Here is a 24,347-nt window from a genome sequence, read left to right on the forward strand (position 1 = left end):
GGTGGGGACCAATGGAATGTGATCCCGGGGCGCTCCCGCTCACGCGGGGCCAGCTGGACATATGGCTCGCCGAGGAAACCGGCCGCGCTGGCGCCAAGTGGCACCTCGGCATGCTCGGTCGAATCGAAGGCGCTATCGATCACGGCCTGCTCGAGCGGGCCGTGCGCCAGGTAGTGCACGAAGCAGAACCACTCCGGGCCGTCTTTTCTGAACGTAACGGTCAGGTTTTCCAGACGGTAGTTGACTATCCGCACATTGAGCTCGTTCACCATGACCTGACGGGGTCCTCGAATCCCATGGGCGATGCCTATCGGATAGCGGCATCGATCCAACGGGCGCCGATGCCACTCGGCGGGCAGCTGTTCAGGTTCGCGCTGATGCAGGCACGCGCCGACGATTTCTACTTCTTTGTGTGCTGCCATCACATCGCGACAGACGGAATCGGCATGGGCCTCCTGTGCCATCGGATCGCTACGGTCTACTCCGCGATCGCCACGGACTCACCGATTCCTCCGCCGATCTTTGGCTCATTGAAGAGTCTCGTCGATTGCGAGTCGGAGTACGAGGCGTCCGATGACTACATCGATGACGAGGTCTACTGGGCCAACAGCGGACCGCTCGAGAATGAATCGCGGTATGGCGTGGTGCCCGCGGCCCCGAATCGGCCGCGCGAGTATGAGCCCTCGGCGCCAATCCAGTTGGATCCCATCGTCGTGGCCAAGACCCGTGAGCTCTCGCACGCGTTGGGGGTGCGTCGCGCGGCCGTGATCACCGCGGCATGCGCCCTATTGGTGCATGGCGAGGTCGGCGGCGCCGAGGTGGTACTCGATTTCCCGGTGAGTCGACGGGTGCGCCCAGAGGCACTGTTCGTGCCGGGCATGAGCTCCGGCGTCGTACCGCTGCGATTGACAACCTCGCCGGCGACTACCGTGGCCGGCTTTTGCGAGCATGTCGACACGCGGATCCAGGAAGCATTGCAGCATCAGCGATTTCCGTTGCGCGCCCTTGAGGGCAAGACGGGATTCCAGCGGGGTAAGCGGGCGTCGAATCACGCGGCCATCAACTTCATTCCGACCACTCGTTTGGCGGACTTCGCCGGAGCCGCCGGATCGGGGACCGTGACCCACACCGGCCTGGTGGATCAGTTCGGGCTTGTCTTTATCAAGAACGACGAGGAGCTCTTCCTCAGCACGTCGGGTGTGGGGGATCTGTTCGCCGACTGCGATGCCCGTGCCCTCGCGGACCGGTTCGAGCACGTGCTCTCAGCGATGACCGTTGATCCGGGGCGGTCGCTGTCGACAATCGATGTTCGCGATGAGGCCGAGTGTCCCCCGTTGGATGTGTGGAGTAATCGTGGGGCGCTGATTCGGCCGGTACCACGGCCGCTGTCGATTCCGGAGTTGTTCGCCGAGCAGGTGATTCGTGATCCGGGGGCCGTCGCGGTCAGTTGCGGTGATAGTGCGGTCACCTATCGCGGGCTGGATGAGGCATCGAACCGGTTGGCACACTTGCTGATTGCCCACGGTGTCGGTCCGGGGCAGCGGGTGGCGTTGTTGTTCTCGCGGTCGGTTGAGGCTGTGGTGGCGATCATGGGCGTGCTCAAGACCGGTGCGGCTTATGTGCCGATCGATCCGTCGGTGCCTGATGCGCGGTTGCGGTTTGTGCTGTCCGATGCCGCGCCGTTGGTCGCGGTGACTACCGCTGACCTGGCGGACCGGCTGGATGGGCACGGTCTGACTGTGGTCGGCATCGACGACCGTGCGGTGTACGCCCAGCCGAGCTCGGCATTGCCCGTGATGCCGAACCCCGACGATATCGCCTATCTGATCTACACCTCGGGTACCACCGGCACACCGAAAGGTGTTGCCATTCCGCATTACAACGTCACACGGCTATTGGAGGCAATCGACGCCGATGTGGACCTCCTGCCGGGGCAGGCGTGGTCGCAGTGCCATTCGCTCGCCTTCGACTATTCGGTGTGGGAGGTTTTTGGTGCCCTGCTCCACGGTGGCCGGTTGGTGGTGGTGCCGGAAGCCCTGACCCGCTCGCCTGAGGAGCTTCACGCACTTCTCGCGCATGAGCGCGTCAGTATCTTGAGCCAGACCCCGTCCGCGTTCTACGCCCTGCAAGCTGTCGATACGGCGTTGCCCGAACGGCACCAGCTGGGTCTCGCGGTGGTGGTCTTCGGCGGGGAGGCACTGGAGCCGCAGCGTCTCGGGACGTGGTTGGCAGACCATCCGGGAGCACCGCGGCTGATCAACATGTACGGGATCACCGAGACAACGGTGCACGCCTCGTTCCGTGAGATCACCACTGCCGATTTGGACCGTGTGGCGAGTCCTATCGGGGTGCCGCTGGCCGATCTGGCGTTCTTCGTGCTCGATGATTGGTTGCGTCCGGTGCCCGCCGGCGCGGCCGGCGAGCTGTACGTGGCCGGTGCGGGTCTGGGCTACGGCTATGTGGGTCGGAAGTCGTTGACGTCAACGCGATTCGTGGCCTGCCCATTCGGCGGTCGGGGAACGCGGATGTATCGCACCGGAGACTTGGCGAGCTGGGGACCAGACGGTCAGCTGCAGTATCTGGGGCGTGCCGACGAGCAGGTCAAGATCCGGGGCTATCGGATTGAGCTGGGCGAGATCCAGTCGGTATTGGCGACTCTCGACGGAGTCGGACAGGCGGCGGTAATCGCCCGCGAAGATCGCGCGGGGGACAAGCGGCTGGTTGGCTACGTCACCGGTAGCGGAGATCCCGCGGAGCTGCGTGCGGCCTTGGCCGTTCGGCTGCCGTCCTACATGGTGCCTGCCGCGATCGTGGTTTTGGCGAGCTTGCCCTTGACGGTCAACGGCAAGCTCGACAAGAAGGCCTTGCCCGCACCGGAATATCAAGCCGTTGATCGGTACCGTGCTCCGGCGACCGCGGTGGAAGAGATCTTGGTGGGCATTTATGCCCAGGTGCTCGGTCTCGAACGGGTTGGCGTGGACGACTCATTCTTCGAATTGGGCGGTGACAGCATCCTGGCGATGCAGGTGTCGTCGGCGGTGCGTATGGCGGGGCTGGTGTGTCGCCCCCGCGACATCTTCGTGCAGCAGACTGTGGCCCGGCTGGCTGAGGTGATCGGGACGGCCGGCGGGGCGGACGGTCCTGCTGATGAGGGCCTCGGGCCGGTCATCGCGACGCCGATCATGCGGTGGTTGAAGGAGATTGACGGACCGACAGGCGAGTTCAACCAGACCGTGGTGGTGCAGGCTCCCGCCGGTATCACCGAGGCGGCGGTCCTTGTTCTGTTGCAGGCATTGCTGGATCGGCATGCCATGCTCCGACTGCGTGCGACGGATGACGGCGTCGGCGGGTGGTCGCTGACGGCGCCCGAACCGGGCTCGGTCGACGCCGTCGAGTGCCTGCAATCGATCGACGAACTGACCGATGAGACTCTGGTGGTGGCGAGGTCGCTCCTGGACCCGGCCGGCGGGACAATGCTGCGCGCGCTATGGGTGGCATCCACGAGCCAGCTGGTGTTGATCGTTCACCATCTCGCCATCGACGGTGTTTCCTGGCGGATTCTGTTGGAAGATCTCAATATTGCGTGGGTGCAACACCAGGGCGGGCAATCCGTCGTGCTGCCGCGTACGGGAACGTCATTTCAGCGATGGGCAGATCTGCTGTCCCGATCCGCGCGGAGCGTCCCGATCGTGGAACAGGCTCAGCGGTGGCGGGAGGTGTCGGCGACCCCTGCGGTCTTCCCGGCAGTTCACGCTGAGGTGGATACCTACGAGACCGCGGGACAACTTTCGGTATCGCTGGATCCCGAAACCACCCGGATGCTGCTCGGCGAAGTGCCTACCGCGTTTCACGCTGGGCCACAGGACATTTTGTTGATCGCGTTCGGACTGGCGCTGGCCGAGTTCGCCGGCACCGCGGAGCCGATCGGCATCGATGTGGAAGGCCATGGCCGTCAAGAGGAATTGGCCGATGTGGGCGGGGCAGCCGATCGCAGCATCGACCTGTCGCGCACCGTGGGATGGTTCACCACCAAGTATCCGGTGTCACTGGATCTACCGGGATTGTCCTGGCGCACTGTGGTAGCAGGTGACGCGCCGCTGGGTGCGGTGATCAAGGAGGCCAAGGAACAACTGCGGGCCCTGCCCGATGGCCTGACCTATGGTCTGCTGCGTTACCTCAACCCGGACGTGGATCTTGCGGCGTCCGACCCGTCGGTCGCGTTCAACTATCTGGGCCGTGTCAGCGGTGGCACAAGCGAAGGGTGGCAGATCTGCCCCGAAGGGTCGTTGACCCGTGCCGCCGGCATGGTGTCGACCCCGTTGGGCCATGCGCTGGAGCTCAATGCCGTCACTGTCGACTCCGCTACCGGCATGCATCTGAACGCCGACTGGACGTGGGCGCTCTCGGTACTCGATCGCACACAAGTCAGCCGTTTGAGCACGCTGTGGTTTGAGGCGTTGACCGGGATCTGTGCGCATGTGCGACAGGGCGGAGGCGGATTGACCCCGTCGGATATCGCCCCCGCGGTACTGAATCAAGGGCAGATCGACGAACTGAGTCGGCAGTACCACGTCGCCGATGTGCTCCCGCTGACTCCGCTGCAACAGGGATTGCTGTATCACGCCGGCGCCACAGAGGGTTCCGATGACGTGTACGCGATGCAACTGAGCATCGCGATGGACGGACCACTCGACCCGCGGCGGCTCCGTGATGCTGTGCAATCGGTCGTGGCGCGGCACCCGCACCTGGCGGCCCGCTTCTGCGAACAGTTCGACCCGCCGGTACAGGTCATCACCACCGATCCGGCAGTGCCCTGGCAGTACATCGAGCTGGATGCCAACGGCATTGATGTTGACGAACAGATCCGGGGGATCAGCACATCCGAACGCGCGGCGGTATGCGACCTCGCGCACCAATCCGCCCTGCGGGGCGTGCTCATCCGCATCGCGCACGATCAGCACCGGTTCGTGCTGACGGCCCATCACATCGTGCTCGACGGCTGGTCGATGCCGCTGCTGGTGCAGGAGATCTTCGCCGGACTTGGCGGGGAGCGGCTGCCTGCTGCCCCGGCGTATCGCGACTTCGTCACCTGGCTGTGCGAACGTGATCGCGAAGGGGCCCACGCCGCCTGGCACGCTGTGTTGTCCGGTTTCGACTCGCCCACACTGGTGGAGCCACCCGGGCGAGAGATATTGGGGCAGCGAGGCATTGAATCGTTCCGGTTGTCCGAGGAGATCACCGGGGCGCTCGGCGAGCTGGCGCGTTCGCATCAGACCACTGTCAACATTGTGTTGCAGGGTGCGTGGGCATTGTTGTTGAGCTCGTTGACCGGTCAGGCTGATGTCGCGTTCGGTACGACGGTTTCGGGTCGTCCGGCCGAGGTGCTCGGTGCCGAATCGATGGTGGGTCTGCTGATCAACACCGTGCCGGTGCGGGCCACCTTTGCCCCGACCACCACCACGGCGGAGTTGTTGCACCAGTTGCAAAATGCCCACAACAACACCCTGGAGCATCAGCACCTGGCGCTCAGTGACATCCACCGCATCAGCGGCCAGGAAAGACTATTCGACACCCTGATGGTGTTCGAGAACTATCCGATCGATGCGACCCAGCGGCTGGACATCGGCGGCCTGGTCATCTCCGGGTTCGACTTCCGTGAATCCAACCATTACCCGCTCGCGGTGCAGGCTCTGCCGGGTATCGAACTGGGCCTGCGCGTGGAGTACGACACCGACGTCTTTGACCTCGGCACCGTCGAGACCCTCTTCGCGCGACTCACGACGGTCTTGTCGGCGATGATCACTGACCCGGGGCTCCCGGTGTCGTCGATCGATCTGCTGGACGAGGTCACACGCGCCCGCCTTGACGAGTGGAGCAGCCGCGAGAGTTTGATCGAACCGTCGGCGCCGAAGCCGATTCCGGCGCTGTTCGCCGAGCAGGTCATTCGCACGCCCGACGCGGTAGCCGTGTCCTGCGACGGGCGGTCGATGACCTATCGGGACCTGGATGAGGCTGCCAACCGGCTCGCGCACGTGCTGTCTGGTCGGGGAGCCGGCCCGGGCGAGACCGTGGCGCTGCTGTTCTCCCGGTCAGCCGAAGCCATTGTCGCGATTCTCGCCGTGTTGAAAACCGGTGCGGCTTACGTACCGGTGGATCCCGCGCTACCGGCGGCCCGCATCGAGTTCATGGTGTCCGACGCCGCGCCGATCCTCGCGGTCACCACCGCGGACCGCCGTTCGCGCCTGGACGGGTGCGAGTTGGACGTCGTGGATATCAACGATCCCGCTGTCGATGTGCAGCCCAGCACCGCGCTGCCGGGCCCGGCGCCCGATGACATCGCGTACATCATCTACACCTCGGGAACCACCGGAACGCCCAAGGGCGTTGCCATCGCGCACCGGAACGTGCCAGGGTTGTTCGGTTCGTTGCACGACGGCGTACCGTCGGAGCCTGGACACGTTTGGGCACAATGGCATTCGTACAGCTTTGACGTCTCCGTGTGGGAGATCTTCGGCGCACTGCTACACGGCGCGCACCTGCTCGTGGTGCCGGAATCTGTCGCGGCAGCGCCCGAGGAATTTCATGAACTGCTTGTCGCGCACGATGTCAGCGTTCTGAGTCAGACGCCGTCGGCGGCCGGCATGATCCCGCCGGAAGGTTTGGAATCGACGGCGCTGGTGGTAGCGGGGGAGGCTTGTCCGCCCGAGTTGGTCGACCGCTGGGCGCCGGGGCGAGTGATGATCAACGCCTACGGCCCCACCGAGGCCACGGTGTACGCGTCCATCAGCGCACCGCTCACTGCTGGGCCTTCGGTACCGATCGGCGCCCCGGTGTCGGGAGTGGCATTGTTTGTGCTGGACGCCTGGTTGCGGCCGGTGTTGCCGGGCGTGGCCGGAGAGCTGTACATCGCCGGTCGTGGTGTGGGTGTTGGCTATTGGCGACGTGCCGGTTTGACATCGGTCCGGTTCGTGGCCTGTCCATTCGGTGAGCCCGGTACCCGCATGTATCGCACCGGAGACCTGGTGCAATGGGGTGACGATGGGCAGCTGCGGTATCTGGGGCGTGCCGATGAGCAGGTCAAGATTCGTGGGTATCGCATCGAACTCGGTGAAGTCCAGGCGGCACTGGCCGCGCTCGATGGGGTAACGCAGGCCGTGGCGATCGCGCATGCGGATGGCCATGGTGCTCTGCGTCTCGTCGGATACATCACCGGGACAGCCGATCCGGGCGTGATCCGTGAACAGTTGGCGCAGCGGCTCCCCAGCTATATGGTGCCGGCCTCGGTAATGGCAATCGATACGGTGCCGCTTACGGTCAACGGCAAGCTCGACAGACGTGCCCTGCCCGCACCGGACTACGTCGACAACGATCGCTACCGAGCCCCGAGTAATCCGGCCGAGGAGATCTTGGCCGATATCTACGCGCGTGTCCTGGGGCACGAGCGTGTCGGAGTGGATGATTCGTTCTTCGATTTGGGCGGCGATTCGCTGTCCGCGATGCGTTTGGTTGCCACGATCAACGCATCGCTGAACGCCGGTATCGCGGTGCGCTCCTTGTTCGACGCGCCTACCGTGGCGCAGCTGGCCACTCACATCGGTGGGGAAGAAATTCGGCTGGCACCGTTGGTGGCGGGCGAGCGGCCCGCCGTGGTCCCACTGTCGTTCGCTCAGTCGCGGCTGTGGTTCCTGGATCAGTTGCAGGGTCCCTCACCGATGTACAACATGACGGCAGCGTTCCGGATCGACGGAGCACTGGATGCCGACGCGTTGGCTGCGGCATTTGTCGACGTGGTGGCTCGCCACGAGAGCCTGCGCACCCTGTTCGCAGCGCCCGATGGCATCCCGCACCAGGTGGTACTGGATCCGGGCAGCGTCGAATTGCGCTGGGATGTCGTCGACGCCGCTGATTGGACGGTAGGGCAATTACAGGAGGCCATCGAGGCCGTATCACGGCGGGCTTTCGACCTATCTTCCGAAATACCTTTGAGGGCAGCGCTTTTCCGTGTGTCCGATAACGAGCACGCGTTGGTCGCGGTGGTGCACCATATCGCCGCCGATGGCTGGTCCATCACTCCGTTGATAGCCGATCTGGGTGTGGCCTACACCAGCCGGTGTGCGGGTGAGACTCCGCGCTGGGCCGACCTGTCGGTGCAGTATGCCGATTACTCACTGTGGCAACGTGCGCAGTTCGGTGACCTTCAGGACAGCCACAGCCGAATCGCACGGCAGCTGGACTATTGGCAAGACGCGTTGGCCGGCATGCCGGAGCGCATCGCGTTGCCCACCGACCGGCCGTACCCGTTGACGACCGACCAGCGAGGCGCGACCATAGCCGTGGATTGGCCCGTCGAGCTGCAGCGACAGGTTGCCCTGTTGGCAGCCGAACACAATGCGACCAGCTTCATGGTGGTACAGGCGGCGCTGCTGATTCTGCTCTCCAGACTCAGTGCCAATTCCGATGTGGCGGTGGGCTTCCCCATCGCCGGGCGACGTGACCCGGCCCTCGATGAACTTGTCGGGTTTTTCGTCAACACCCTGGTGCTGCGGGTCGACCTGGCCGGAAACCCGACGGTGTCCGAGGTGCTGGCACAGGTACGGGCACGCAGCCTGGCGGCCTTTGACAATCAGGATGTTCCCTTCGAGGTTTTGGTCGACCGACTGAATCCAACCCGGTCTTTGGCACACCACCCGTTGATCCAGGTGGCGCTGGCATGGCAGAACTTCGCAGGGCACGACGCACAGGATGCGGCCTCCGGGACTGTGCTGGGCGATCTGCGGGTCGCCCAGATGCCGGTGGACACTCACACGGCCAGAATGGATGTGAACTTCTCGCTGGCGGAACGTCGGACGAAAGCCGGTGAACCGGCGGGAATCGGCGGCACCGTGGAATACCGCACGGATGTGTTCGAGGCCCGCACTATTCAGACACTTGTCGCTCGGCTACAACGCGTGCTGACGGCGATGACAGCGGACCCGGCGGCACGGCTGTCCTCGATGGATCTGCTCGATGACGACGAGCGGGCACGTCTGTCCCGGCTCGGCAATCATGCGACGCTGACCCGGCCGGTACCCCGACCGGTGTCGATTCCCGCGCTCTTCGCCGAGAACGTGACACGCACTCCTGAGACAGTGGCGGTGACATGCGGTGAGGAATCGTGGACCTACCGCGAGCTCGATATCGCTGCGAACCGGTTGGCGCGCCTCCTGATAGATCGGGGCGTAGGGCCCGGACAGCGCGTCGCGCTGATGTTCAACCGATCGGCCGAGGCGATCGTCGCGATCCTGGGCATTCTCAAAACAGGGGCAGCGTATCTGCCGATCGATCCGGCGGTGCCCGATACGCGACTGGACTTCGTGCTTGCCGATGCAGGCCCCGTCGCCGCCGTGACCACCGCGGATCTTGCCGGCCGGCTTGACGGACGTGGACCGGCGGTCATCACTATGGACGGCGTCGGTGCGCACCGCACCGACGTGGATCCGGAGGCTGTGCTGCTGACGGCCGGCGCGGACGATATCGCTTATGTGATCTACACCTCGGGCACCACCGGCGTCCCGAAGGGCGTCGCCCTCAGCCATCACAACGTGACTCAACTGCTGGACTCTCTCGATGCGGGGCTACCACGCCCGGGAGTGTGGTCGCAGAGCCATTCCCTGGCCTTCGACGTCTCGGTGTGGGAGATATTCGGTGCTTTGCTTCGCGGTGGGCGGGTAGTGATCGCTTCTGAGGATGTTACGAGCTCGCCCGACGATCTGCACGCCTTGCTTGTTCGCGAGCATGTCACCGTGATCACTCAAACGCCCTCTGCGGTACGCGCTTTGCCGCGCGAGGGACTCGAAATGGCGGCGTTGGCCGTGGTCGGTGAGGCCTGTCCGCCTGAAGTGGTCGATCAATGGGCCCCCGGACGGCTGATGATCAACGCCTACGGTCCTACCGAAACCACGATGTGCGTGGCGATCAGCGCGCCGCTCACCGCAGGGCAGGGAGTGCCGATCGGCTCCCCGGTCGCCGGGGCGGCGCTGTTCGTGCTCGATGAATGGTTGCGCCCGGTACCTGCCGGTGTGATCGGCGAGTTGTATGTCGCCGGAGCGGGTTTGGGATATGGCTACGTGGGCCGGGCACCGTTGACGTCGGCGCGATTCATGGCCTGTCCGTTCGGGGAACCGGGCGCCCGGATGTATCGCACCGGGGATCTGGTGTGCTGGGGACCCGACGGACAGCTCCACTACCTGGGCCGCGCCGATGAGCAGGTGAAGATCCGCGGCCATCGCATCGAACTTGCCGAAGTGCAGGCAGCTTTGGCCGGCCTGGATGGGGCCGAGCAGGCGGTGGTGATCGCGCGTGAGGATCGTCCTGGCGATAAGCGCTTGGTCGGGTACATCACCGGGACAGCCGATTCCGGCGAGCTGCGAGCGGCGATAGCCGAGCGGTTGCCCGCTTACATGGTGCCCGCCGCCGTGGTCCGGCTGGATGCGATGCCGTTGACAGTGAACGGCAAGCTCGACACCCGAGCTCTCCCCGCGCCCGACTATCACGATCACCACCACTACCGGGCTCCGGCGGATGCCGTGGAAGAGGTCCTGGCCGATATCTATGCACAGGTTCTTGGGCTGGAACGGGTTGGCGTGGAGGACTCGTTCTTCGACCTGGGCGGCGACAGCATTCTCTCCATGCAGGTGGTCGCCCGGGCCCGGGCCGCGGGCCTGGTGTGCCGCCCGCGGGATGTCTTCGTCGAGCAGACTGTGGCTCGTTTGGCGCGGGTGGTCGAAGTGGCCGCAGGTTCCCGCGGCCCGCTCGATGAGGGTATCGGACCGGTGTTGCCTATGCCGATCATGCGGTGGCTGAAGGAAATTGACGGCCCGATCGGTGAGTTCAACCAGACCGTCTTGGTGCAGGCACCGGATGGCGCCTCCGCGCGCGATGCCGCCATTTTGTTGCAGGCACTGCTGGATCGGCATGCCATGCTCCGGCTGCGTGCGGTGAATGACGGCGTCGGCGGGTGGTCGCTGACGGCGCCTGAGCCGGGTTCTGTCGATGCCGCCGAGTGCCTGCGGACGGTGGACGTCCTTTCCGATGGGGAATTGGTGGCGGCGCGGTCACGGTTGGATCCGGCGGCCGGGGTAATGCTCAATGCGCTGTGGGTGGCCTCGACCTCGCAGCTGGTGCTGATCGTTCACCACCAGGTGGTGGACGGTGTTTCGTGGCGAGTGTTGTTGGAAGATATCAATATTGCGTGGGCACAGCATCGCGGCGGCCAACCGATCGTGCTGCCGGCAGTAGGCACGTCACTGCAGCGGTGGGCGGAGCTATTGGCCGAGCACGCGCATCGCCCTGAGATCGTCGAGCAGGCGCCGACGTGGCGGCACGTCTCGGCGGTCCCGGCGATCTTTCCAGCGGTACAACCCGAGGTGGATACGTACGAGACCGCGGGGCAGCTCTCGGTGTCGCTGGATACCGAGACTACCCGCATGCTGCTCGGTGAAGTTCCCACGGCATTTCGCGCTGGGCCACAAGACATTTTATTGATCGCCTTCGGGCTGGCGCTGGCCGAGTTCTCGGCCAGCGGCATGCCGGTCGGCATCGATGTCGAGGGTCACGGTAGGCATGAGGAGCTCGCCGCGGAAGTCGATCTGTCACGCACCGTGGGATGGTTCACCGCCAAGTACCCGGTGTCATTGGCGCTTCAGGGGGTGGACTGGTCTGACGTGGCGGCCGGAAACGCGCTGTTGGGTGCGGCAATCAAGGATGCCAAGGAGCAGCTTCGGGCTCAGCCAGACGGGCTGACCTATGGTCTGCTGCGCTACCTGAATTCCGACGTTGACCTCGAGACGGCCGATCCGACAGTAGCGTTCAACTATCTCGGCCGATTGGGCGGCGGCGCGGCCGCGTCGTCCGATGATCTGTGGCGGATTCCTGCCGAGGGCATGTCGGCGATAACTGCGGCGACGGCCACGCCGATGCCGTTGACCCACACCGTGTCGCTCAACGCCGGGGCTGTCGAGACTGATCAGGGCCCTGCGCTGCAGGCCAACTGGACCTGGGCCGGCTCGGCATTCGATCGTGAGCAGATCGACCGTTTGAGCCAACTGTGGTTCGACGCCCTGACTGGTATCTGCGCGCACGTGCAGATGGGCGGGGGCGGATTGACCCCGTCCGACATCACGCCTGCCCGTCTGAGTCAACGGCAGCTCGATGAACTGCAGCGGCAATACCGTGTCGCGGATGTGCTGCCGCTGACCGCATTACAGCAGGGCCTGATCTTCCACAGCGGAACGGGAAGTAGCCCCGACGACGACCTCTACGTGGTGCAACTTGACATCACGGTTGACGGTCCGCTGGACGCGGATCGGCTCCGCGACGCGGTGCACACGGTGGTCGTTCGCCATCCGCATCTGGCAGCTCGATTCTGTGGACAGTTCGAGCAGCCCGTACAGATCATTCCCGCCGATCCGACGGCGGGGTGGCGCTATGTCGATATGGGTGCCGAACTCAACAGCACCGAGATGGGTGACGAGATCCAACGGTTGTGCGCCGCGGAGCGGGCCGCGGTCTGCGACCTGTCTCATCCGCCGGCATTCCGGGTGGCCCTGATTCGCACCGCGGCTGATCGGCATCGGTTTGTCCTCACCAATCACCACATCGTGCTGGATGGCTGGTCGCTGCCGATCCTGTTGCAGGAGATCTTCGCCAGCTATCGGGGGCAACGGCTACCGGCGGCAACCCCATTCCGGAGTTTTGTCGGCTGGCTGGCCGACCGTGACACCGCCGCCGCCGCTGCGGCCTGGGGTGAGGTGCTGAAGGGTTTCGCCACCCCCACACTGGTTGGACCGCAACAAAAGTCGAATATGGGGCGGCGTGGTGTGCGGGCGCACCAGTTGTCCGCGCAGACCACGCGGGCGCTGGGCGAGCTGGCGCGATCTCAGCGCACCACCGTCAATACCGTCTTGCAGGGCGCCTGGGCGCTGCTGCTCACCTCGCTGACCGGACTGCACGACGTCGTCTTCGGTTCTGTGGTTTCCGGGCGGCCCGCGGATGTGGTGGGCGCGGAATCGATGGTCGGCCTGTTGATTAACACGGTGCCGGTGCGCGCGGACATCACCGCATCCACCACCACCGTGGATCTGCTCGATCAGCTCAACCAATGGCACGCTAAAACACTTGATCATCAACATGTTTCGTTGAGCGATATTCATCGCATCGCCGACCAGGACCGACTATTCGACACCTTGTTCGTGTTCGAGAACTACCCGGTGGACGCCGGTTCGTTGTCGGGTGTCGACGGATTCGCCATCAGCGAGATCACGAGCCACGAATCCACCGACTACCCACTGACGATGCAGGCGATACCCGGTGACGAGTTGCGCCTGCGTATCGAATACGACACCGCGGTTTTCGACGTGTGTGGCATCGAAACCTTCGTCAAGCGGATTGAGTCGGTATTGACGGCGATGACGGCGAACCCGCATCGGCCGCTCTCGGCGATAGAGATACTCGACGAGACCGAGCGTGATCGCTTGCAGCGGTGGGGTAATCGGGGAGTGCTCACCCGACTGCCGGAGCCGGCATCGGTACCGGAACTGTTCGCCACGCACGTGGCGCGCACCCCAGAATCGGTGGCGCTGGTCTGCGGAAACCGCTCGCTGACCTATCGGGCACTCGACGATGCGTCCAACCGGTTGGCGCACGTGCTGATTGGGCGCGGGGTGGGCGCGGGCCAACGAGTGGCGTTGATGTTCCCCCGCTCGGCCGAGGCAGTCGTGGCGATCCTGGCTGTGCTCAAGACCGGTGCGGCCTATCTGCCGATCGATCCGGCATTGCCGGCTGCGCGCGTCGACTTCATGCTGTCCGACGCGGCCCCGATGGCAGCCGTCACCACCACCGCATTGGTCGATCGCTTCAACGGTCATGGCCTGACGGTTGTCGACGTGGAGGATCCGGCTGTCGCCGCCGCGCCCAGCACGGCTTTGGCGCCGCCGGCCCCGGATGACATGGCGCACATCATCTACACCTCGGGTACCACCGGTTTACCCAAGGGTGTGGCGGTGACCCAGCGCAACGTGACTCAGTTGTTCGACTCGCTGCAGATCGGTGTGCCGCTGGAGCCCGGGCAGGTGTGGACACAGTTCCATTCGTACGCATTCGACTTCTCGGTGTGGGAGATCTGGGGTGCCCTCCTGCACGGTGGACGTCTGGTGGTGGTGCCCGAGGCAATTGCCCGGTCGTCGCGGGACTTCCACGATCTACTGGTACGCGAACAGATCACGGTACTGACGCAGACGCCGTCTGCGGTGTCGATGCTGTCGGTCGATGGTCTGGATGCGGCGGCGCTGGTGATCGGAGCCGAGCCTTGCTCGCCGGAGTTGGTTGACCGTTGGGCCCCGGGACGGGTGATGGTCAACGTCTACGGTCCTACCGAGACCACGATGTGGTTATGCGCCAGTGCGCCATTGGCGCCCGGTTTGGGCTCGCCGCCGATCGGCTCGCCGACGGCCTGGGCGGCATTCTTTGTGCTGGATGAGTGGCTGCGTCCAGTACCCGCAGGAGTGGTCGGTGAGTTGTATCTGGCCGGCGCGGGAGTGGGCATCGGCTATTGGCGCCGTGCGGGCTTGACCGCATCACGTTTTATGGCGTGTCCGTTCGGCGAACCGGGCACGCGTATGTACCGCACCGGTGATCTGGTGCGGTGGCGCGCCGACGGCCAGTTGGACTATCTCGGTAGGGCCGACGAGCAGGTCAAGATTCGCGGCTATCGCATCGAGCTGGGCGAAATCCAGTCGGCGCTGGCCGCATTGGAAGGAGTCGAGAACGCGGCGGTGATCGCGCGCGAGGACCGCCCCGGCGATAAGCGTTTGGTCGGGTACATCACCGGTAATGCCGATCCGGCCTCGGCGCGTGCCGCATTGGTCGAACGACTGCCGGGCTATATGGTTCCCGCCTCGGTGGTGGCCCTGGTCGCGCTGCCGATGACGGTGAACGGCAAGCTCGACGCTCGGGCACTGCCGGCGCCGGACTATCAGGACGTCGACCATTACCGTGCGCCGGTCGGTGCGGTCGAAGAGATTCTGGCGGGTATCTATGCCCGGGTGCTGGACGTGGAGCGGGTCGGAGTCGATGACTCGTTCTTCGATCTGGGTGGAGATTCCGTATCGACGATGCGCCTGGTCGCCGCCGTGAACGCAACGCTGAATGCCGACCTTTCGGCACGTGCGGTGTTCGAGGCACCCACCGTGGCACTGCTGGCGCCGCGTATCGGTGAGGGTGCGGGCGGCCTGGAGCCACTGGTTGCGGGGGAGCGCCCCGCAGTGATTCCACTGTCGTTCGCACAGAACCGTTTGTGGTTCGTCGATCAACTGCAGGGGCCCTCGCCGGTCTACAACATGCCGGTGGGTCTGCGGCTGTACGGGCGGCTCGACGCCGATGCGCTGGGTGCGGCGCTGACTGACCTGATCGGCCGCCACGAAAGTCTGCGCACCCGTTTCGAGGCACCCGACGGAGCCCCTAGGCAGATCGTGGTGCCCGATGACGCCGTTGATTTCGGCTGGACCGTTGTCGACGCCATGAATTGGCCGGCGAGTCGCCTGGATGAGGCCATCGCTGCCGCTGTGTGTCACAGCTTCGATTTGGCAACCGAAATACCCTTGTACGCACAACTTTTCCGTGTCGCCGAGGAAGAGCATGTGCTGGTGGCGGTGGTGCACCATATCGCCGCGGACGGATGGTCGCTGACCCCGTTGGTACGCGATTTGAGCGTGGCCTACGCCAGCCGGTGCCGGGGTCAGGCTCCCGACTGGGCGCCCTTGCCGGTGCAATACGTGGATTACACGCTCTGGCAGCGCGCGCAGCTGGGCGATCTCGAGGACAGTGAAAGCCCCATCGCCGCGCAGCTGGCCTACTGGGAAGAGGCGCTGGCCGGTCTGCCCGAACGCGTAGCGCTGCCCACCGATCGGCCCTATCCGCCGGTCGCCGATCAGCGCGGGTCCACCGTTGAGGTGCAGTGGCCGACAGAATTGCAACAGCAGGTGCGTGCGGTGGCAGGTGAGCACGGTGCGACCAGCTTCATGGTGATGCAGGCCGCGCTCGCGGTGCTGCTGGCCAACCTCAGCGGGACATCCGATGTCGCCGTTGGCTTCCCGATCGCCGGGCGTCGCGACTCCGCATTGGAGGAGTTGGTCGGCTTCTTCGTCAACAACTTGGTGTTGCGCGTCGATCTGGCCGACGACCCGACCGTCGCAGAGCTACTCGCACAGGTGCGCCGGCGCAGTCTGGCCGCCTACGAACATCAGGACGTGCCCTTCGAAGTTCTGGTCGAACGGCTCAACCCGATCCGCAACCTGACCCATCACCCGCTCGTGCAGGTGGCATTGGCCTGGCAGAACCTCCCCTGGCAGGACACGGGTCCAGCCGATGGATTGCTTCTGGGCGATTTACGGGTTACTCCGCTGCCGGTGGAAACCCAGACCGCCCGGATGGACCTGACCTTCTCTCTCGGGGAGCGCTGGACCGAGGCCGGAGAGCCCGCGGGCATAGGCGGTGCCGTGGAATTCCGCACCGATGTGTTCGACGCGGGCAGCGTCGAAACGCTGATCGCACGATGGCAGCGCATTGTCACGGCGATGACGGCCGATACCTCCCAGCGGCTTTCGACTATCGACCTACTCGATGCGGCAGAACACGCGCGCATAGACGCGTGGGGTAACCGGGCAGTGTTGAGCCGGCCGGCGGCTGCCCCGGTGTCGATACCGTTCTTGTTCGCCGAACAGGTCGCCCGGGTGCCCGAGGCGGTCGCCATCAGCTTCAGCGGTCGCCACATGACGTACCGGGAACTCGATGAGACCTCGGATCGATTGGCGCACAGACTCACAGCGCACGGTGTACGGCCGGGAGCATGCGTCGCGCTGCTGTCGGAACGGTGTCCGGAAGCCGTTGTGGCGATGCTCGCGGTTCTGAAGACCGGAGCCGCGTACTTGCCGATCGATGCCGCGCTGCCCGATGCGCGGATTGAATTCATGATTGGCGACGCCACACCGACCGCGGCGATCACCACGGCAGGTCTGGCCGGCCGGGTGGCCGGATACGACCTGTCGGTCATCGATGTCAGGGATACCGTGTACGTGACGGCCCCTGCCGCCGCGTCGGCCCTGGGGCTGCCGAGCCCGCACGATATCGCCTACATCATCTATACGTCCGGCACCACCGGCGTACCCAAGGGCGTGGCGATCACTCACCACAATGTGACGCGGCTGATGGGAACACCCGACACCTTCTTGGCGGGACAGGCTTGGGCGCAATGGCATTCATATGCGTTCGATGCCTCGGTCGAAGAGATCTGGGGGTCGCTACTGCACGGGGGACGGTTGGTGGTGGTGCCGGAGTCGGCGGCGCATTCACCCGAGGACCTCACCGCGCTGCTGGTTGCCGAGCAGGTCAGTGCGTTGAGTCAAACTCCCTCGGCGGTGGCGATGCTGACGCCCGAGTCCTTGGGGTCGGTGTCGTTGTTGGTGGCCGGTGAGGCGTGCTCGGCCGAGGTAGTAGATCGCTGGGCGCCGGGACGATTGATGGTCAACGCGTACGGGCCCACCGAGACCACCATTTGTGCCTCCAGGACGGCGCCGCTAGCGGGCGGGTCGGGGGCACCGTCGATCGGCGTGCCGGTCTCGGGCGCGGCGATGTTCGTGCTGGATGGGTTGTTGCGTCCGGTGCCACCCGGCGTAGTTGGCGAGTTGTACATCGCCGGCCACGGCGTGGGTGTCGGTTACCTGGGCCGCACGGGTTTGACCGCCTCGCGATTTGTGGCGTGCCCGTTCGCTGATGACGGAGCATCCGGGCACCGGATGTACCGCACCGGTGATCTGGTGCGATGGGGCGCCGACGGGCAGTTACGGTATGTGGGGCGCGCCGATGAGCAAGTCAAGATCCGTGGGTATCGCATCGAACTCGCGGAAATCCAAACGGTATTGGCAGGGCTGGATGGGGTCGAGCAGGCGGCCGTGATCGCCCGCGAAGATCGTCCGGGCGATCAGCGTCTGGTGGGCTATGTGACCGGGACGGCAAACCCCGCCAAGTTGCGCACGCAGCTGGCCGAGCAATTGCCGGCCTACATGGTTCCCACCGCGGTGGTGGTACTGGCGGCATTGCCGATGACCGTCAACGGCAAGCTCAATATGCGGGCGTTGCCGAGTCCCGAGTATCAGGACATTGATCGATACCGCGCGCCGGGCACCCTCACCGAAGAGATCCTGGCGGGGATCTACGCGCGGGTGCTGGGTGTGGAGCGCGTCGGGGTTGATGACTCGTTCTTCGATCTGGGTGGGGATTCGCTGTCCGCGATGAGGCTGATCGCGGCGGTGAACGCGGACCTGAACGCCGCTGTGTCAGTGCGCACCGTGTTCGAAGCACCGACGGTGGCCCAGTTGGCGCCTCGTCTTGGCGGCGAATCCACCACGCTCAGCCCGTTGGTGGCCGGCGAGCGGCCAGCGGAGATCCCGCTCTCGTTCGCGCAATCCAGATTGTGGTTCCTGGACCAACTTCAAGGACCGTCGCCGGTCTACAACATGGCGACAGCGCTTCGCATCAGCGGGGATTTGGACGTTGATGCGCTGGCCGCGGCGCTAGCCGACGTGGTGGCCCGTCATGAAAGCCTGCGCACCCGGTTCCAGGCCGCAGACGGTGTACCGCGGCAGCTGGTCGTGCCCGCCGAGCATGTCCACGTTGGGTGGGATGTGGTCGATGCCACCGGGTGGACGCCGGGGCAGGTGCGGGACGCGGTAGGCGAGGCCGCGCGCCACACATTTGATCTGGCCAACGAAATACCTTTGAAAGCACGGCTTTTCCGGATAACCGGCGACGAACACGTGCTGGCGGCCGTGGTCCACCACATTGCCGCCGACGCCTGGTCGATCACCCCGCTGGTGGCCGATCTTGGCGTGGCCTATGTGAGCCGGTGCGCGGGACGGGCGCCCGGATGGGCGCCGCTGGCGGTGCAGTACGTCGATTACACCCTGTGGCAGCGTGCCGAATTCGGCGACCTCGACGACCGTGACAGCCGGATCGCGACCCAGCTGACCTATTGGCAGGATGCGCTGGCGGGAATGCCCGAACGTGTGGAGCTGCCGACCGACCGGCCCTACCCGCCGGCTGCCGACCAGCGCGGCGCCACCATGGCACTGGACTGGCCCGCCGCGTTGCAGGAGCAGATTGCCCGGGTGGCCCGCGAGCACAACGCGACCAGCTTCATGGTGCTGCAGGCTGCGCTGGGAGTGCTGCTGGGCAAGCTCAGCGGTAATACCGATGTGGCCGTGGGATTCCCGATCGCAGGGCGCCGTGACACCGTTCTTGACGAGCTGATCGGATTCTTCGTCAACACCTTGGTGCTGCGGCTGGATCTGGCCGGTGACCCGACGGTCGCGGAGCTACTCGCCCAGGTGCGGGCACGCAGCCTGGCCGCCTACGAAAATCAGGATGTGCCTTTCGAGGTGCTTGTCGAGCGGCTCAATCCCACTCGATCGCTGACTCATCACCCGTTGATCCAGGTGGCACTGGGCTGGCAGAACGTCCCCGGACAAGACGGCAATTCCTCCGGACCTGGGCTCTCCCTCGGTGACCTGGAGGTTGCCCCCATGGCCGCGGAAACCCAGACCGCTCGCATGGACCTGAGCTTCTCCCTCGCCGAACGGCGAACTCGCGCTGGTGATCCGGCCGGGATCGGCGGGACGGTGGAATTCCGTACCGACGTCTTCGACCCGGCAAGTATCGAAAGATTGATCGGTCGCTTCGAGCAGATATTGGTGGCGATGACCGCCGACGTCGACAGGAAACTGTCATCGATCGACGTGGTTGATCCCGAGGAACACGCCCGCCTCGACGCTATGGGTAATCGCGCGATACTCGGCCGGCGCGTGACTACGCCGGCATCTGTACCCGCGTTGTTCTCCGAACAGGTGATGCGTGCGCCGGATGCGGTGGCGATCAGCTGTGGCGAACAGTCGTTGACCTATCGTGAACTTGACGGTGCGGCAAACCAGCTGGCGCACAAGCTGATCGGCTTGGGGGCAGGCCCCGGAGGGTGTGTGGCCCTACTGCTGGAACGATCCGCGGAGGCAATCGTCGCCATGCTGGCGGTGCTGAAAACCGGTGCGGCGTATCTCGCGATCGACCCGGTGGTGCCCGCGGCCCGGATCGAGTTCATGTTGTCCGATGCAGCCCCGATCGCCGCGATCACCACCAGTGGTCTTGCCGGGCGGCTCGATGGCCACGGGTTGGTGATCGTCGAGATCGGAGATGTCGGCGACATGGCTGACTCGGGGGCAAACAGTGGGCGCAACAACGTAATCCATGATCCGGATCCCGAGAACATCGCGTATCTTATTTACACCTCGGGAACCACTGGCGTTCCCAAGGGAGTGGCCGTCACCCATCACAATCTGACGCACCTGGCCCGCTCGACCCCGGAACACCTGCCCGCGAATCAGGTCTGGACGCAGTGCCATTCCTACGCGTTCGACTTCTCGGTGTGGGAGATCTGGGCCGCGCTATTGGGCGGCGCACGCCTGGTGGTGGTTCCGGAGGCCGTCGCGAGTTCACTCGACGACTTCCACGCTCTGTTGCTCAGAGAGCGCGTCAATGTGCTCACCCAGACCCCTTCGGCGGCCGGGGCATTGTCTCCGCAAGGACTGGAATCGGTGGCGTTGCTTCTGGGCGGTGAGGCCTGCCCGGGCGAGGTCGTGGATCGTTGGGCGCCTGGACGAGCGGTCATCAACGCCTACGGGCCCACCGAAATCACGGTCTACGCATCGATGAGTGCGCCACTGGCGCCGGGGTCCGGTGCCGCGCCCATCGGGGCACCCGTCCCGACATCGGCGCTGTTCGTGCTCGACCAATGGCTGCAACCGGTACCGGTTGGCGTGGTTGGTGAGCTGTATGTCGCCGGTGAGGGTGTGGCCTGCGGGTACCTCGGGCGATCGGGGCTGACGTCGTCGCGTTTCGTGGCCTGTCCGTTCGGTGAATCCGGTGCGCGCATGTACCGAACCGGCGACTTGGTGAGCTGGCGTGCCGATGGGCAGCTCCAATACCTCGGGCGTGCCGATGATCAGGTCAAGATCCGCGGTTACCGCATCGAACTCGGCGAGGTGCAGGCCGCGTTGGCCGCGCTGGACGAGGTGGTCCAGGCAGTGGTGATCGCCCGCGAGGATCTACCCGGTGTTACGCGCCTGGTCGGATATGTCACCGAATCGGCCAGCGGCGCGGTGGATCCTTCCGGGGTTCGGAATGCGTTGGCAGAACGGGTACCCGGATACATGGTCCCGAGCGCGATCGTCGTGCTGGATGCGTTGCCGCTGACGGTGAACGGGAAGCTTGACGCCCGCGCATTACCGGCCCCGGAGTATCAGGACGCCGAGCGGTACCGCGCCCCGGCGGACGCGGTCGAGGAGACATTGGCCGGCATTTACGCGCAGGTGCTGGGGCTCGATCGGGTCGGGGTCGACGACTCGTTCTTCGACCTTGGCGGAGACAGCATTCTGTCCATGCAGGTGGTGGCGCGGGCGCGGGCATGCGGTGTGACGTGTCGGCCGCGTGACATCTTCGTGGAACAGACCGTGGCCCGACTGGCTCAAGTCGTCGGAGTCCTCGGCGACGAGGCCGGCCCGGTCGATGAAGGCACAGGGCCAGTGGTGGCAACCCCGATCATGCGGTGGCTTCGTGAGGTCGAAGCCACCGGCAGCCCGATCGACCAGTTCAACCAGACCGTGGTGATTCAGGCTCCGTCAGGAGTGACAGAATCCGACGTTGCGGTGGTCCTGGGCGCTCTGCTCGATCGACATGCGATGCTGCGGCTGCGTACCGCAGATTGGTCGCTTCTGGTGCCGGAGAAAGGCTCGACCACAGCACATCTGAAGTCGGTCGATGCGCTGACCGACGAGGAGCTGGTGGCTGCCCGGTCGCGGTTGAAGCCGGTGGCCGGGGAGATGGTCAGCGCGCTGTGGGTGAGGTCGACGAGCCAGCTGGTGCTGGCGGTCCACCACCTGTCCGTCGACGCGGTGTCCTGGAGGATTCTGCTCGAAGATCTCAATATCGCCTGGGCCCAGCACCGTCATGGGCAGCCCGTGGCGCTGCCGACGACAGGCACCTCATTCTCCCGGTGGGCGGCGCTGCTCGCGGAGCACGCGCGCCACGCATCGATCGTCGATCAGGCAGATCGCTGGCGACGAGTGTTGGCAACCCCATCCACGCTGCCCGCCCCGCGCCCCGGGGTGGACACCTATGCCAGTGCCGGCCACCTCACGGCCTCGCTCGATGTCGAGACTACCCGCGCGCTGCTCGGTGAGGTCCCGGCCGCGTTTCACGCAGGAATTCAAGACATTCTGCTGATCGCTTACGCGTTGGCACTGAACGAGTTCCTGGGTGTCACGTTGCCGGTCGGCGTTGATGTCGAGGGACATGGTCGTGTGGAAGATCTGAGAGACCTGCCCGCCGGCATTGATCTATCGCGGACTGTGGGTTGGTTCACCACGAAATATCCGGTGGTATTGAAAGTTTCAGGACGTACCGGACGAGCTGAGCGCAGGTTGTCCTGGGACCAGGTGGTTTCCGGTGATCCGGAACTTGGCCGTGTGATCAAGGACGCCAAAGAACAACTGCGTGCGCTGCCCGAAGGCATGACCTACGGACTGATGCGGTATCTCAACTCCGATATCGACCTGCCCGCCGCCGAGCCGACCGTCGGGTTCAATTACCTGGGCAGGCTGGGCGGGACGGGTGCCGTTCCATCGGAGGCCTTCGCGGAACTGTGGCAGGTCAGCCCCGACACAGCGGCGGTGGCCACAACGGCCACGGCAATATCGATGCCACTGGGACACACCGTTGAACTCAACGCCAGCACCGCCGAAACAAACGATGGTCCAAGCCTTCACGCTGCGTGGACGTGGGCGCCTTCGGTATTGGATGAGGATCAGGTAGGCAGGCTCGGCCGACTGTGGTTCGATGCCCTTAGCGGGATCTGTGCGCATGTGCGCGGGGGAGGCGGCGGTCTGACGCCGTCGGACATCGTCCCGGCCCGGCTTACCCAGAACGAGCTCGACGAGCTGAGCCGGGAACATCCAATCCACGACGTGCTGCCCTTGACTCCGCTGCAACATGGACTGTTGTTCCAGGCCAACACAAGTCGCGGTAACAACGACGACCTGTACGCCATGCAACTCGATGTCACGGTCACCGGCCCACTGGACACCCACCGGCTGCACGAGGCGTTAGGTACGGTGATCAACCGCCACCCGAACCTGGCGGCCCGATTCGACAAGCGTTTTGACGAGCCGGTGCAGATCATTCCGGCCTGTCCGACGGTGCCCTGGCAGCAGGTTGAAATCTCTTCCGAAAACGGCGATGTCGGTGACGTTGATGAACGATTGGCGCAGCTGTGCGCTACCGAGCGTGCGGCGGTGTGTGACGTGGTCCACCAGTCGGCGTTCCGCGCCGCACTGATCCGCACCGCCGACAACGAGCACCGGTTCGTCATGACCTACCACCACATTGTGCTCGATGGCTGGTCACTGCCGATCCTGCTCCAGGAGATCTTCGGCAGCTACTACGGTGAGCGCCTGCCTGCCGCCGGGTCCTATCGCAGGTTCGTGACCTGGCTGACCGAACGTGATGTCGATGGCGCGCGCGCGGCCTGGCGTGCGGTCCTGGAGGGATTCGATACCCCGGCCCTGGTCGCTCCCAAGGGCCGGAAAGCAGGCCGGCGCGCTACCGAGACATTCCGTGTGCCCGCCGAAATCTCTTGTGCTGTTGGTGAACTGGCCCGCGCGCAACACACGACCGCCAACACCGTGCTGCAAGCTGCCTGGGCACAGGTACTGATGTGGCTGACAGGCCGGCGCGACGTCGCATTCGGCGTGGCGGTCTCGGGCCGATCGGCCGAGGTGGTGGGTGCGGATTCGATGGTTGGTCTGCTGATCAACACCGTGCCGGTGCGCGCCACCGTCACGCCGGACACCACCATCGCCGAACTGCTCGAGGACCTGCAGCGTCAGCACAACGACACCCTGGATCACCAACATCTGGCACTCAGTGAGATCCAGCATGCCGTGGGTCATGACCAGCTGTTCGACACGCTGTTCGTCTACCAGAACTATCCGGTGGAAACGGTGGCGTCGTCCATGGCAGACGGGCTGGCCATCACTGCGGTGAGCGGCCGCGAGTACAACCATTACCCGCTGACCCTGCAAGCCATGCCCGGGAATGAACTTGTTCTGCGGGTCGAATTCGATACCGGTCTATTCGGTGTGAGTCGGGTGCGGAAAGTCGTCGAGCGGTTCCAGCGCGTGCTGGAGGCCATGACGGGGGAGGTGCAGTAA

1 protein-coding gene is annotated in these 24,347 nt (G+C 64.9%); it reads left to right on the forward strand.

All coding sequences use genetic code 11. The annotated features are described in order from the left end of the window. Positions 1-11 precede the first annotated feature (11 nt). Positions 12-24,347, forward strand: coding sequence for a non-ribosomal peptide synthetase (locus tag BKG76_RS12115; protein WP_070937852.1), 24,336 nt, complete (start codon positions 12-14; stop codon positions 24,345-24,347).

The sequence above is a fragment of the Mycobacteroides franklinii genome (genome assembly GCF_001853795.1).
Taxonomy (GTDB): domain Bacteria; phylum Actinomycetota; class Actinomycetes; order Mycobacteriales; family Mycobacteriaceae; genus Mycobacterium; species Mycobacterium franklinii.